Annotated in this window: 12 protein-coding genes and 1 other annotated feature; of the genes, 2 read left to right on the forward strand and 10 right to left on the reverse strand. The window is 41.3% G+C overall.

Annotation, left to right across the window (positions count from 1 at the left end):
- Window positions 1–191: 191 nt before the first annotated feature.
- From rsmA to PVE40_RS00100, 6 genes are all read right to left on the reverse strand, one after another.
- Window positions 192–1,097, reverse strand: a complete 906-nt coding sequence (rsmA, locus tag PVE40_RS00075; RefSeq protein ID WP_274729843.1) for a 16S rRNA (adenine(1518)-N(6)/adenine(1519)-N(6))-dimethyltransferase RsmA — start codon at window positions 1,095–1,097, stop codon at window positions 192–194.
- Window positions 1,084–1,674 carry a ribonuclease M5 gene (gene rnmV, locus PVE40_RS00080; RefSeq protein WP_274729844.1) on the reverse strand — a complete coding sequence of 197 codons (591 nt, stop codon included), beginning with the start codon at window positions 1,672–1,674 and terminating at the stop codon, window positions 1,084–1,086. The genes rsmA and rnmV overlap by 14 nt, the downstream gene beginning before the upstream one ends.
- A complete protein-coding gene (locus tag PVE40_RS00085; protein ID WP_274729845.1) occupies window positions 1,671–2,444 on the reverse strand; it encodes a TatD family hydrolase in 774 nt (257 codons plus the stop codon). The genes rnmV and PVE40_RS00085 overlap by 4 nt, the downstream gene beginning before the upstream one ends.
- 141 nt (window positions 2,445–2,585) lie before the next feature.
- Window positions 2,586–4,604 (reverse strand): methionine--tRNA ligase, encoded by a 2,019-nt coding sequence (metG, locus tag PVE40_RS00090; protein ID WP_274729846.1) that lies wholly within the window; start codon window positions 4,602–4,604, stop codon window positions 2,586–2,588.
- A gap of 125 nt (window positions 4,605–4,729) precedes the next feature.
- Complete coding sequence (locus PVE40_RS00095; protein ID WP_274729847.1) at window positions 4,730–5,491, reverse strand: MerR family transcriptional regulator; 762 nt, start codon at window positions 5,489–5,491, stop codon at window positions 4,730–4,732.
- 114 nt (window positions 5,492–5,605) lie between these two features.
- Entirely contained in the window at window positions 5,606–6,946 is a 1,341-nt protein-coding gene (locus tag PVE40_RS00100; RefSeq protein ID WP_274729848.1) for a C40 family peptidase, read from the reverse strand.
- A 236-nt stretch (window positions 6,947–7,182) separates the two neighbouring features.
- Window positions 7,183–7,396 (forward strand) — a binding site (T-box leader).
- Between the two features lie 64 nt (window positions 7,397–7,460).
- Between PVE40_RS00100 and tyrS the strand changes: the two genes are divergently transcribed.
- Window positions 7,461–8,723, forward strand: a complete 1,263-nt coding sequence (gene tyrS, locus PVE40_RS00105) for a tyrosine--tRNA ligase (protein ID WP_274729849.1) — start codon at window positions 7,461–7,463, stop codon at window positions 8,721–8,723.
- A gap of 57 nt (window positions 8,724–8,780) precedes the next feature.
- Here the strand turns inward: tyrS and orr are convergent, their stop codons facing one another.
- Window positions 8,781–9,911 (reverse strand): ornithine racemase Orr, encoded by a 1,131-nt coding sequence (orr, locus tag PVE40_RS00110; protein ID WP_274729850.1) that lies wholly within the window; start codon window positions 9,909–9,911, stop codon window positions 8,781–8,783.
- Window positions 9,912–10,171: 260 nt separating this feature from the next.
- On the opposite strand from orr, the gene PVE40_RS00115 reads away from it, so the two are divergent.
- The gene (locus PVE40_RS00115) at window positions 10,172–11,050 is read left to right on the forward strand and encodes a LysR family transcriptional regulator (protein WP_274729906.1); all 879 of its coding nucleotides are present in this window, start codon (window positions 10,172–10,174) and stop codon (window positions 11,048–11,050) included.
- 61 nt (window positions 11,051–11,111) lie between these two features.
- Here the strand turns inward: PVE40_RS00115 and PVE40_RS00120 are convergent, their stop codons facing one another.
- The 3 genes from PVE40_RS00120 to PVE40_RS00130 all read right to left on the reverse strand — a co-directional run bounded on the left by PVE40_RS00120 (window position 11,112) and on the right by PVE40_RS00130 (window position 14,582).
- On the reverse strand, window positions 11,112–11,666 hold the full coding sequence (locus PVE40_RS00120) for a cob(I)yrinic acid a,c-diamide adenosyltransferase (RefSeq protein WP_274729851.1): 555 nt from the start codon (window positions 11,664–11,666) through the stop codon (window positions 11,112–11,114).
- Between the two features lie 16 nt (window positions 11,667–11,682).
- Window positions 11,683–13,065, reverse strand: a complete 1,383-nt coding sequence (locus PVE40_RS00125; RefSeq protein ID WP_274729852.1) for an APC family permease — start codon at window positions 13,063–13,065, stop codon at window positions 11,683–11,685.
- 125 nt (window positions 13,066–13,190) lie between these two features.
- Window positions 13,191–14,582, reverse strand: a complete 1,392-nt coding sequence (locus PVE40_RS00130) for a GlmL-related ornithine degradation protein (RefSeq protein WP_274729853.1) — start codon at window positions 14,580–14,582, stop codon at window positions 13,191–13,193.
- Between the last annotated feature and the right edge of the window lie 3 nt (window positions 14,583–14,585).

The raw sequence follows: 14,585 nt of genomic DNA on the forward strand, positions 1-14,585 counted from the left end.
CCAGTCATTTGGCTAAGTGGACAAGTGAGGACTCAAAATGATCGTCACTTGTCCATTTTTCTTCATTTTGGACAAGTAGCTGTTTTTTTACTCTATCACTTGTCCACTTTTGCTCTTTTTGGACAAGTGAGCATGTATTTACCCCTTTACTTGTCCATTTCAGCTACTTCTCAAAAAAACACACACGAAAATTATTCGTGTGTGCCAGTCAATACTTCATTACGATTGATTTCATTTGCTAATGCAGCAAATTCTTCGATAGATAAGGTTTCAGCACGACGACTGCCGTCGATTCCCACTGTTTCCAAGACTGTGCGAAGTGCTTCTTTCACTTCTTCTGCTTTCCCAAAGTGACTCTGCAAATTGTTCCAGAATGTCTTGCGACGTTGCTGGAAGGATGCACGGGTCAAGCTGAAGAATAACTTCTCATTATCCACTTGAACTTTTGGCTCATCCCGGCGAGTCAGTTTCAAGACTGCGGAATCAACTTTTGGTTGAGGAACGAATACCGTTTTCGGCACAATGAAGGCAATCTCGGCTTTCGTATAGTAATCAATCGCAATCGTCAACGAGCCATATTCCTTTGAACCAGGACGAGCGGTCATCCGCTCTGCCACTTCTTTTTGCATCATCATGACATAGGTATCAATTGGCAGTTGGCTCTCGATAAAGTTCATGATGATTGGTGTGGTAATGTAATACGGCAGGTTTGCTGCTACTACAATTCGATCCTCTGGTTCAAAATGCTCCGCAATTACTTCTGATATATTTGCTTGTAGGATATCTTGGAAAATGATTTCAACTTGATCGTAATCCGCTAGTTCATGTTTTAAAATGGGACGCAAGCGTTCGTCCACTTCAAAAGCAACGACTTTCTTTGCTTCGCGTGCCAAGCGCTCCGTGAGGGCACCGATTCCAGGGCCGATTTCAATAACCGCCGTTTCGTAATCAATTTCTCCTGCCGCAACCATCTTGGTTAAAATATTGGGTTCGACTAAAAAGTTTTGTCCCAAGCTCTTCTTCATGGAGAGTCCATATTTCTTCAAGATTTGATTCGTTCTCGTTGGGGTTGCAATGTCTTTCTTATTTTGTGTCATTTGTCATACTCCTTTTGACTGCCTCAGGAACCGGTAGTCCCTTTTCTTCCATTACAGCAACGACCTCTTCTTTGGGGATACGGAACATTTCCATCCGCTTCACAAATTGCTTTCCATTCGCATGGCCGATGCCGAGAGCATCTCCCAGCACTTCACGGTACGAAGCGGAATGAGCGTTGCCAATCAAGCCCACTTGTCGGCAGAAGCTCTGCATGTTTTCCCTTTCCTCTGCAGAAGCCGGCGTATGCACATTTTCCAAAGCTGCTCGAATCACTTCGACACTAGCGTGCTCCACTCCAAGACTCCCACCTTTGGGCGATTGACAATCGCTTTTTTTGATAAAGGCATGCTTTACATGGGGAATGCGCTGCGTCACAGTCTCCCGTATTTTCCCGCCCGGATAGTCGGGATCAGTCAAGACAATCACACCACGGATTTCTTGGGCCTTTTCAATACGGCGCAGCACCGCTTCGTCAATGGCAGAACCGTTCGTTTCGATGGTATCTGCTTCGACAGCCTCTTTAATCCGCTTCGTATCGTCTCTTCCTTCTACTACAATAATTTCTTTTATTTTCATCTGTCTTCCAATCTAAATAATTGATTTGCATTCTGTGTAGTGATTTGGGCAATCTCGTTTATATCCATCCCTCGCAGTTCAGCAACACGTTCTGCTACATACCGAACATAAGCCGGTTCGTTCCGTTTGCCGCGATAAGGGACGGGAGCTAGATAGGGGGAATCGGTTTCGATTAATAGCCGATCCAATGGCACAGCTTTTGCTACTTCATGGACTTCACTTGCCTTCTTAAAGGTAACCACTCCGCTTAAAGAGATATGCATTCCTAGGTCAAGAAATTTCTCCATATAGGCTACATCACCACTGTAACTATGCATAATTCCGCCAATCTCAGAAACATCTTCCTCGCGCAGAATCCGATACGTATCTTCAATCGCATCGCGCATATGGATGGAAATGGGCAACTGTAAGTCTTTGGCTATTTGGATTTGAATCCGAAATATTTTCTCTTGGACGGCTGGTGGAGCTGTATTCCAATGGTAATCCAAGCCCATTTCGCCCATTGCCACTACTTTTTCATTCGTCAGCAAGGAAAGCAAGCTCTCTTGAACAGCAGGGGTGTATGTTCCCGCTTCTGTTGGATGCCAACCGATAATGCTGTAAATTTCAGGATACTGCGTACTTAATGCAATGGATTTCTTGTTTGTTGGAGCATCAAAACCAACTACCGCAAAGCGTTCTACTCCAGCCTCTTTGGCACGTTGGATGGTGGCTTCTACGTCTTCTTCAAAAGCATCCACGTTCAAATGGCAATGTGTGTCAAAAAGCACGTCTCATCTTCCCTTCTTCATCATTCTGCCCTCTATTATACTTCTTTCTTCATTCAATTGTCTTAAAATGGCTCATTTTTAATCAGAAATGAGAGTGCAACAAAACACCCGAAGCGTTTCGTTACACTCTCCTCATTTCTATTAAGCTACGCCGGATCCATTCACTGCATCTTCAGGTGCAAAAACCACTTGCAGCTGTCCGTCTTTTTCTGCAGAAAGAATCATCCCTTGACTCACTTCACCGCGCATTTTACGTGGTTTCAAGTTTGCTACAATGACTACTTTTTTGCCGATAAAGAAGCTTGGATCTGGATACCATTCCGCAATTCCAGAAAGAATTTGACGATGACCCTTATCTCCTGCGTCCAGGCGGAATTTCAAGAGCTTATCTGCTCCCTCCACTTTTTGGCAATCGATCACTTCTGCCACTTTCAATTCTACTTTGTCGAAGTCTTCATATTTGATTTGTTTTTCTTTCTCGCTGATTAATTCAGTTGCATTCGGATCAAAACCAGCTTCTTCTACTGCCTCTTCATTTTCCGCTTTTGGAGCAATTTGCTCTTTCAAGAAAGCAACCTCTTCTTCCGCATCCAAACGCGGGAAGATTGGTGTTCCCTTTTTGACAACCACTGTACCTTCAGGGAATTTACCGAATACAAGGTTTTCCCACTTCGCATCTGCTTCATGATTGAGACCCAATTGTTCAAAAATTTTCACTGGTGCCTCGGTAATAAATGGGCTAAGTAGAATCGCAGTCATCCGCAGCACTTCAGCTAAGTGAACCATGACACTGCCTAATTCCTCTTTACGTGCTTCGTCTTTCGCCAATACCCATGGCTCTGTTTCATCGATGTATTTATTTGCTCGTGAAATCAAACGCCACATCTCAGCAAGTGCGCCACTGAACTGCATGCGTTCCATTTCTTTGCCAAATTTCTCCAATACATCGGCAGCTGTGTTCTCCAAATCTTGATCAAAAACAGTTACTTGGCCTTTCCAAGCAGGAACGGTTCCATCAAAGTATTTGTTAATCATCGCGATTGTCCGATTGAGCAAGTTTCCTAAGTCATTCGCCAGATCAAAATTAATGCGGTTAATGTAGTCTTCTGGTGTGAAAACACCGTCACTACCAAAGCTTACTTCGCGCATTAAGTAGTAACGAAGTGCATCTAGACCATAGCGTTCTACTAGCATTTCTGGATAAACGACGTTCCCCTTAGATTTGGACATTTTTCCGTCCTTCATTTGCAACCAACCGTGACCAAAAATTTGTTTCGGTAATGGCAAATCAAGGGCCATTAACATAATCGGCCAGTAAATCGTATGGAAACGAACGATTTCTTTCCCTACCATGTGAACATTAGCAGGCCAGTATTTATCAAATAGGGTTGTATCCTCTGATCCATAACCAAGCGCTGTAATATAGTTTGCCAATGCATCAATCCAGACGTAAACGACGTGCTTCGGATCGCTCTTCACTGGAACTCCCCACGAGAACGTTGTCCGAGATACAGCTAAATCTTCTAATCCAGGCTTGATGAAGTTATTAACCATTTCATTTTTCCGCGATTCAGGCAAAATGAATTCTGGATGCTCTTCATAATATTGCAGCAAACGATCAGCGTATTTATTCATCCGGAAGAAGTACGATTCTTCCTTGACCAACTCTACTTCATGACCACTTGGAGCTACACCTCCAATTACTTTGCCGTTTTCGTCTCGGTACACTTCACTCAATTGTGTTTCTGTGAAAAATTCTTCATCAGAGACAGAATACCAACCTTCGTATTCTCCTAAGTAAATATCACCTTGCGCTAATAACTTTTCAAAGATCATTTGAACAGCTTGCACATGCATCTCATCAGTTGTGCGAATGAAATAATCGTGTGAAATATGTAATTTCTTCCACAACGCTTGAATATCTTCTGCCATTCCATCTACATATTCTTTTGGAGTGATCCCCATTTCAGCAGCTTTAATTTCAATTTTTTGCCCATGTTCGTCCGTTCCTGTTAAGTAAAATACGTCGAACCCTTGCATCCGTTTATAACGAGCCAATACATCACAAGCAATCGTTGTATAAGAATTGCCGATATGTAATTGTCCACTTGGATAGTAAATCGGTGTGGTAATATAAAATGTTTCTTTTTCTTTAAACACGAATGAGTGCCTCCTTAGAAATTCGCAAGTTTCCCTTGCATCAGTAGGTTCTATTCTACCACAGATTTCTTCTCCTTGACGTTAAAAAATGAGTAATGGCATTAATTCCATTACTCATTCTTCCATTATTCGGTTGTATACGCATAAATGGCATCCCTTAAGAACTGTGCTGCGCCGATGCCTGCCGGTTCATCATAGTAAGAAGTAAACCGTTCATCCGCTACATACATGTCTGCTAAGCCACGGTGTGCTTCTTCTGTATAACTTGGCCATGTATAGGTGAGCCATTCTTTATGGAGCGCTGCTAACGCATGAGCTTCCTTACTAGTTGGGTCTCCCGTTTGTAATTCAGTCTTCAAATCCGCTAAAATTTGGTTTGCCATCAACTGAAGTTTTTGATGTTGTTCTTCTGTCAGAGAAGCAAACTTTTGATTCGATTTCTCGACCGTATCAGCACCGTAGCGCTCACGAATTTCTTCCCCGTAGTTTTTCTCGTTTTCTTGTAGTTGCTTTTTCTTAAATCCTTCAAATTTTTCTTTGTCTGTCATCGTTCTCTCTCCTCTTTGATCTGCTAGCGTTCGATCAATCGTTTGCAACAAGAGATCCAACCGCTGCCTTTTTTGAAGGAGGGCCTGGCGATGTGCTAATAAAGACCCTTCCGTATCATAATGGGAATCATCCAAAATACGTTTGATTTCTTCTAGTGGCAAATCGAACTCACGATAAAATAAAATTTGCTGCAGGCGCTCCACTTCTTCACTGCCGTATATACGGTAGTTAGAAGAGTTGATTCGTTTGGGCTTCAATAAACCAATCGCGTCATAGTGGCGTAACGTCCGGCTCGTTACACCAGCCAATTCACTGAGCTTCTTAATTGTATATTCCATATGCTCCCCTCCCTCTCCAATGATCATAAACCTTGCCGTAACGACAAGGTCAAGTTTTATTTGTAAAAAAACAGGCAGCTCCTAAGAGCTACCTGTTGACTTGTTATGGTTAGATTATCTCGCTACACGTACAGCGAAGCTTGGGTAGAAGTAGTTGAAGTCTGCGATTTTAACGCCTTGACCTGGTTCAGGAGCATGAATATATGAAGATCCTCCTAAAGCAATTCCTACGTGATACGTTCCACCACGGCTGCCCCAGAATAGTAAATCTCCTGGTTGTGCTTGAGAAACAGGAATTTGTGTTCCTGCATTTTCTTGTGATGTAGTGGTTGCACCAATATTCATTCCATATGCTTGATTGAATACATAAGAAGTGAATCCTGAGCAGTCAAAGCCGCTTGGTGTTCTTCCGCCCCATACATAAGGTACACCGATGTATTGTTTAGCAATCCCAATTACGTCACCTGTTGTGGCTGGTAATTGTGGTGCTGGCGCTGGGGTTGGAGCAGGTGCTGGTGCAGGCTGTGTTGCTGCCGGTTGGTTTACAACTGGAGCTGGCGTTGTTTCTGTCACTGGAGTAGTTGCTACTTCCTCTTGACGAGACTCTTCCACTACAGGCTCTGCAGGGCGATTTGTAGATTGTTCTGTTTGTGGAGCAGTTTGTGCTGCTGCCACTTGTCTTGCTGTTTCTTCAGACGCTAAACGAGCTTCTTCTTCAGCTGCTACACGTGCTGCCTCTACTGCTGCTGCTTGTCTTGCTGCTTCTTCAGCTGCTAGACGATCTGCTTCTTCTTTTTGAGCAACGAATTTCGCACGGTCTTCTTCAGCTGTAGCTTTTTCAGCACTCAAAGCTGCAATCGCGCTTTCTTGTTCGATTTGTTTAACAACTAGATTACCTTTTAATTGTTCTAGTTCAACAGACATCGAAACGATTTCGTCTAATTTAACTTCTGTTTCATTTTTCTTTGTTGCTACTGCTTCTTGGTCTCTGATTTGTTGTTCCATTAAATCTTTATTAGCAGATACCATAGTAGTAACAACATCAATACGGCCAATTAAATCAGAAAGAGATTCTGATCCAAAAACAAAGTTGATGTAATTTTTGTTTGATCCGTTTACTTGTACGGAACGAGCTTGTTCTTTTAGTTGTTCTTCACGTTGTTCAATCACTTCTTGTAAACGTGCAATTTCTTCATTCAAGACTGTGATCTCTTCTTGTGTTACCACACGTTGTTCTAATAAATCATTTGCTCTGTTTTCTGTTGCTGTAATTTCTGCTTGCACTTGGGATAATACGGCTTCTGCAGAATTAACACGGTTATTAAGTTCATTTACTTTTTGTTCAGTTTCTTGAATTTTATCAGTTAATTCGTCGGCGGAAGCAGTAAACGGTGCAGTCAAGCTTGCAGCTAAGATAGAGCTCGTTAGGATAAGAGTGGCAAGTTTCTTCTTCAAATTTGATTCCTCCGTTAAATTTATAAGTTCTTATGTTTAGTTAAATAATTTCTAAAGTTTTTCTTCACGAATGAATCATAGCACAGTTAGTTTGTGAAAAATCACTTATCGACAACTTGTAGTCGGTTTGTAACATGTTTGTAATGAACAAGCTGTATTGTTACAGAACGTTATCTTTACTTTTGAAATTGACTTTTTCTAGTCGCTTGCCTATACTAAAAGGTATAGAAAAACAGTTAAAAGCGATGAAGGAACCCAGTAAAAATAAGGCATTGAATCATAGAGAGCCGCGCTTGGTGGAAAGCGGTACACCCTTGTTTTGAATTACACTCCGGAGCTATCTTTCTTATGAAGAGCGGTTTGCACCCGTTATCGTGCCAGAGTGGTTTTGTGTGCATTTTATGGCCAAGACAAACTGGGTGGTAACACGGTTAACATATCGTCCCTGATGGAGAATGATTCTCTGTCAGGGATTTTTTTTATTATCACATAGAATATAGAGGAGTTTGAGACAATGAACATTTTAGATGATTTAGCTTGGCGCGGTGCCATCAATCAACAAACAGATGAGGAAGGATTACGTGAACTAGTGGACAAAAAGTCGATCGGCCTGTACTGCGGAATCGATGCGACGGGTTCCAGTATGCATGTCGGCCATCTCATTCCATTTATGGTACTGAAGAGATTCCAGCTTGCAGGACATAAACCAGTCATCTTAATTGGTGGAGCTACAGGATCGATTGGGGATCCAAGTGGTAAATCCGAAGAGCGTGTGTTGCAATCAGAAGAAGACGTGTTAGAAAATGCAGCAAAGATTACCGCTCAGATGCGGAAACTATTTGCTGCTGGTGAAACTGATTCCCCTATCCGTCTGGTGAACAATCTGGATTGGACCAAAGATTTGAACTTGCTAGACTTTCTGCGTGAATACGGCAAAAACTTTAACGTAAACACCATGCTAGCAAAAGACATCGTAGCCAACCGTTTGGAAACAGGAATTTCCTTTACAGAATTCTCCTACCAAATTCTTCAATCAATGGACTTCTTGCACCTCTACCGTCACCAAGACGTGCAGCTGCAAGTAGGAGGACAAGATCAATGGGGAAATATTACTGCTGGACTAGAGCTTATTAGAAAGAAAGAAGGCTCTACAGCAAAAGCATTTGGGCTGACGATTCCATTGATGCTAAAGGCAGATGGAACTAAGTTTGGGAAAACGGCTGGCGGAGCGGTCTGGCTTGATCCTGAACTAACGACACCATATGAATTCTACCAATTCTGGGTTAATCAAGATGACCGTGATGTGATTAAATACTTACAATACTTTACTTTCCTTAGTCACGAAGAAATTGAAGCGTTGGCTGAAAAAGTAGAATCTGAACCACATAAACGTGAAGCTCAAAAGACACTGGCAGCTGAAATGACGAAATTCGTGCATGGTGAACAAGCATTACGCGATGCACTGAAGATTACAGAAGCCCTCTTCACTGGTAATGTAAAAGAATTGACAGCCGATGAAATTGCGCAAGGTTTCAAGAATATGCCTACCTTTGAAGTAAACTTAGCCGAACAAGAACTCGTTTCTTGGTTGGTTGATATCGGCATTGAACCTTCTCGTCGTCAATCACGTGAAGATATCCAAAACGGGGCCATCACCATTAATGGCGACAAGGTTACAGACCTAGACTTTGTTATCACTGCGGACAACTCCTTCGAAGAACGTTTCATTATTGTTCGTCGCGGGAAGAAAAAGTACTTCTTAGTAAAACTAGTTTGATGTTTTGAAAAAGAACGTGCAAGTGGAGTTTATAACTCCTGCTTGCACGTTCTCTTTTTAATGTTCTGAGGCACTCACTTGGTTATCAGAATTTTCTATTATATGCGATTCTGTAATAAACTCCTTATGGACGTATTTACTAGTAAAACAGTCTAATAATGAGCCATACGATACATCAAAAGTCACTTCATCACCAAGTTGGTAATCCTTCGCCGCTTTGGTAAAGTCCATGATTAGATGATCCGAACTTGCTCCAATAATTTCGATTCGTTCATCACGAGGTTGAATATTTTGCACATTTACATCTTGGCGCCCTAAGGCTAGAATTCCCCTTTTCATGATGCCCTTGTCAACGAAAACTGGCTTCTGTCCAAATGCATCTTGCCCTACATTCCCGATGGGTAACGATGGCTTATCACGGTACTCAATAATTTCAGCTGAAAGAGTAAAGACATCTTGATGCATTTCGGGAATAGGCAAACCGAATGCAGTTTCCACACCTAAGACATAGGCTTCACCGATTCGCAGATGATTGATTTCTTCTGGCATGAAGTCTTCTGTACTATCCAATAAATATAAGGAGCTGGAGTTTCCACCCGAAATAATATCTAAAGTGAGTTCATATGTAGATTCAATATGGTGTTTATAGCTTACTAGTTTACGAAGAATCGTACTATCAGGAATAATAGCTCCATAGCAAGTTAAATTAACCCCAATTCCAGCTAACTCGACGTGATTCATAGTAAGAATTTCCTTCACATAAGCATCCACTTCTTCTGCTTCAAACACACCTTCGCGTAAATCGCCTAAATCAATCATGAGAATAACCCGGTGTAGGGTATTCTTTTTTTGCGCCGCCTGATTTAAATCGCGAATTGTTTGGATTTCTGAATTCAAACTGATATCCGTCCATTCTACAACTTGGTCTACTTCACTTAGATGAGGGATTCTCAGTAATAAGCGTTCTTTTCCTGAATCGGACGCATAGTTCTTAAAGTTGTCCAGACGTGAATCGGCTAAATATTTAATTTCAGGAATTGCTTCATAAACCTTCACTATTTCTGGATGAGCACTGAATACTTTTGTTACTGCTGCAACGTCAATATCGTGGGCTCGCACATGGGAAGTTAAATACATTACGTTATGTTCTAGTTTTGATAAGTTTACCGTGATTTTAGGCATCTGCATTTCACATGTCTCACTTTCTGTTTATTAAAACGCTTTCATTTATTTTATTATAAAGGTAGATGGGTCATTTTTTATGATTTTTGGGAATAGTTACTATTCCTAACTTGAGTAGGAAATCCTTGTAATTTCTTTACTTAATTCTTTCTATTTTCTAATGTATGCGCTATCTTTCTTTTGTATAATTAATCTGTTCATTAACTAGTTAGGATCTGAGAGCGTTTTATTATAAAGAGATTTTGAAAGGAGCGGTTTCTTTGAAAATGAACGCCTTACGGACGTTCCAGGTCGTGGCTGAAGAGTTAAACTTTTCGCGTGCTGCCATCAAGCTTAATTATTCTCAACCTACCATTACCAAACATATTCAATATTTAGAAGACGAGTTAGGAGTTGTATTACTAGAACGCAATAATGGGAAATATGCCCTAACGAGAGCAGGTCATGAGTTATTTAATCATTCCATCGTCATCTTGAGAGAAATGAATGCGATCAGTAATCTCTCATCGAACGCAAGCAGTTTGGTTTCATTAAAATTGCAGGGTCACGACTATTATTGTTATCGGTACTTTATCCCAGCTATTAAGAAGATGGCCCTCGCTTATCCGAACGTTTCCTTCAAGATAGAGGGTTCGAATAACGAAACTACCGTAAGCCAGTTATTAAGGAACGAAATTGATTTAGGTATTATTTCTGGAAATGTCTTGCCTAGTGAGTTTGAATCCTGTGTGATTGGACACGAAGAGGTCGCACTTTGTGTGAATAAACAAATTTATAAATCTAATAAAACTTCAGAAGATTACCTTACACAGTATCCAATTGTCATTGATGAATCTGAATACTACAATACAGAAAATATATTTCCTTACATTGCTCTGCCCCTAAATATTATTGACTCAAGTAGCGATGAAGTGGTTCAAGAGTCGATTTTATTACATAACATGGTGGGGGTTGTAAGGACTGGCCGCTTACAGTCTCATATTGATTCAGGGGAGATTATTGTGGTAGAGAGTCTCATAAAAAACGATCCGATTTACATTATTAAAAATAAAGCAAATCGCAATAATGCAGCTATATCCGCTCTTTATGATATTGTTTGTGAAATTGCTCACCCTCGCAATAAACACATGGTAAAGTGGATCTAATTCCAATATTAAAAACGCGCTTAACCTTTTTCTGGGGTTAAGCGCGTTTCTTAATCTACTCCTATCGAAATACTTTCCCGCTTCGTTCATAGAAGGTCTCTTCATGCTTCTCCTCAAAGTTAAGCACTCGAGCCAGAGCAAATAGGTAATCAGACAAGCGATTCAAAAATTGAAGCACATAAATATTCGATTCCGTTGTTTCTTGAAAAGCAACAACACGCCGCTCTGCCCTTCTAGCTACAGTACGGGCAAAATGCACCTGACTGGCAGCGTAACTTCCTCCTGGAAGAATGAACGACTGAATTTTGGGAGGAAGGTCTGAATAGTAATCAATCCGCTTTTCCAACCAGGTAATATATGTTGCTTTTGTACGATACTTGCTTTCGTCATGGGGCATCGATGTATCGGTTCCACAGTCAAATAAGTACTGTTGGATTAATTGGAGTTCCTCCGTTAATTCATTTGAAACCGAGCTAAGACTTGCTACGATTCCAATCAGACTGTTTAACTCATCAATGGTGCCATAAGCTTCTACGCGTACATCACTTTTTGATACCACGCTATTGCCAATGATGCGTGTTTTTCCTTTATCTCCGGTACGTGTATAGAGTTGCATAGATCGTCACCTCTTATTAATTTTCATCTACCGTTGGTGCGACTGCGTCATCTGTTTTGGGCGTAATGATTTTATTAAATAAATAGTATACGGCTGTTGCAATTGCAATCCCTACTGCCGCCGTAATTAAATGTGTCCAACTATCAGAAATAATCATCCATAAACTAACTGCTACTGCTAAAACGGGGATAATAAAGCCACCGGGAACTTTGAATTGTTCTTCCGTATTTACATCCCCGTCTTCGCCGCGGTATTTACGTCTTCTTAGTACAATTACAGAAAGGGCAGTCGGGATGTATTGAAAGAAGTAGAATACGACACTTAATTCAACCAAAGCTTCAAATGAGCCACTAATGACTAGTAATAAACTAATCAAACTGGTAATGATGATGGCTACGACAGGTGTTCCTTTTTTGTCTTTATAAGCAACGATTGCTGGTAATGTGCCATCTTCTGCTACAGCTTCTAACATACGTGGGCTGTGCGTAGAGTCTCCTACGTTCAAACCAATCAAAGAAACGATTGCTCCTACAGAGATGAACCAATATCCCCATCTTCCTACCATGATGGCAAATGCATCTTGAATTGGTGCATCACTCGTTAGCAATTCGCTTCCTAGGGTAGAAATTGCAGCTGCAATAATTAATACATACAGAACAGATACTAAAATGAGAGAGATTAAAATAGCCATTGGAACATTCTTCTTAGGATTCCGGATTTCACCAGCAATGATTGGTAGAGATTCAAACCCTACAAATGCATAGAAAACGGTCATAGCAGTAGATGCAAAAGCTTTGGAAACACTCATGTCTGGACTCAATTGAAGGAATGGTGAGTAGTTTCCTGCATCAATTCCGTTTTTCAAAAAGAAGAGTCCGATAATCCCTACTGCAAACATCGGAATCATTTTTGAGATGGTAACAGTAATGGTGAAAATTTTTACTGTCTTAATCCCAGTTAGGTTCATAAACATGAGTGCGATAATCACTGCTGCCCCTATCAAAGCTTCAAATCCTCGTAGCGATGGGAATGTGATAGCTAATAGTTCTGACAAGCCACTAGCAGAAGCTGACCAGACAGCAGTTACCGTAAACCACGATAAAATTCCTACATTAAACGCAGTTAATCCACCAAAAGTAGCGCGGGCATATTGATATGCTCCACCGTTCTTCGTAAAATAGCCGGATACCTCAGCAAAACAAAGAGCTAACAAGAAAACTAGCCCCGTACATAATGCCATTGCTAATAAAGAGGCTGGACCCAAGTCTTGAAAGATGGTACGTGGCAATAATAAAATCCCAGTTCCCAATACAACGTTGACTCCGTAGAGAATCGCCCCGCCTAAGCCGAATTTCGATTCTTCGTTTGTTTCGTGCTGGGTGTTTTTAATATCGTTCATTATTCTACTCCTTATATGTTCGATTTTTTGAACACGGTTACATCATTCTTGAAAAAAATCAACTCTCCGCTAAAGGAACTAGCGAGAGGTGGCTCGCAAACCATTTAGCGGGAGATGATTACGATCTAGACAGTTTCAACAACTACTGGGGTTGGCAATGAATAGTGGAGTGATTTTTCTAGTAGCTTGATTGCTGCTTCTTCGTGTTTCATTGCCAAAATTCCTAATGAAGCTATGATATAATCATGATCCAGTAAAACCTTCACTTCTCCAGTCGGTAACAGCGTCATGGTGTTCTCATCTTCTTTAATGAGCTTCTTCAAGATTTCTTCTCCATTCGCCAGCCGAGTAAGTGCACCTCCCGTCCCAATAATATATTTGATTTTGCTTAAATCTTTCCCTTGTGCCAATGTTCCCCGTCCAGTAGGGCCATACACATAACGAATCACACCTGCATGGCGATCGACTGCTGTTCTTGTTGCAACGTCACATAGGAGGGAAACAAAAGCTCTTTCCGTTTCATTTTGTGGGATACCGTTGTATTCTTTACGAATGGTATCTATATTAAAGCCCGCTTTTTCTAGTTTCTCTATTCCATATGTTTCCATTACATTTTCCATATTCACATAAAGGCCTAAGTCGCCTTCCACTGTCCGCTTCGCTTTTGGTTCTGGCGCAACCAGGATTTCTGAAATAGCAGCAGAGCCTTCTGTCACGGAGTGAACATCGGTTGTAGCACCTCCCACATCAACGACTAACACATCACCTAAGCGCTCATAAATTAACTTCGTAATATTCATCACCGCTCCTGGCGTCGGAGTGATGGTGCCATTGACAACATCGTATACATGCTCCATTCCTGGAGCGTGCACGATGTGTTTCTCAAAGGCACTCTGAATCACCTTACGAGTAGGTTCAATATTAAGCTGGTCGATTTGCGGGTAAACATTTTCTACTATATATAAGTCTTGATTCGAATCTTCAAAAATCAACTGGATTTCCTCTTGATTCTCCACGTTACCTGCATAAATAACAGGTATTTCTGTCTGCAAGTTCGCAATTTGTTCTGCATTATAGAGTGACGTTTCGCGTTCACCGTAGTCCACACCACCTGCAATCAGAATTAGGTTCGGGTGGGTTTCTTTTATTTTTTTCAAATCCGTCCGGCGTAATCTACCTGCACTTACCATCCGGATTACTGCGCCTGCACCCAAAGCGGCTTCCTTTGCCGCACGAGCGGTCATATCGAATACCAAGCCGTGAACCGTCATTTTCAAGCCACCCGCTGCGCTGGAAGTGGCAAATAATTCTTGATAGGTCAGTTGGTCTACACCGAGATTTTTGCGCAAGTCATCAATGCTATTTTCTAATCCAATACGAACATCGCCTTCTTCGACTGTAGTTGTCGCTTGACCTTGCCCCACAAAAACAGGGTCTTGATTGTCGTAAATGCCGTTAAAGGCATTTACGACCGTTGTTGTAGAACCAATCTCAGCAACCAATACATCTATTCTCATGCT

The sequence above is a fragment of the Jeotgalibaca caeni genome, assembly GCF_028863945.1.
Lineage (GTDB): Bacteria > Bacillota > Bacilli > Lactobacillales > Aerococcaceae > Jeotgalibaca > Jeotgalibaca caeni.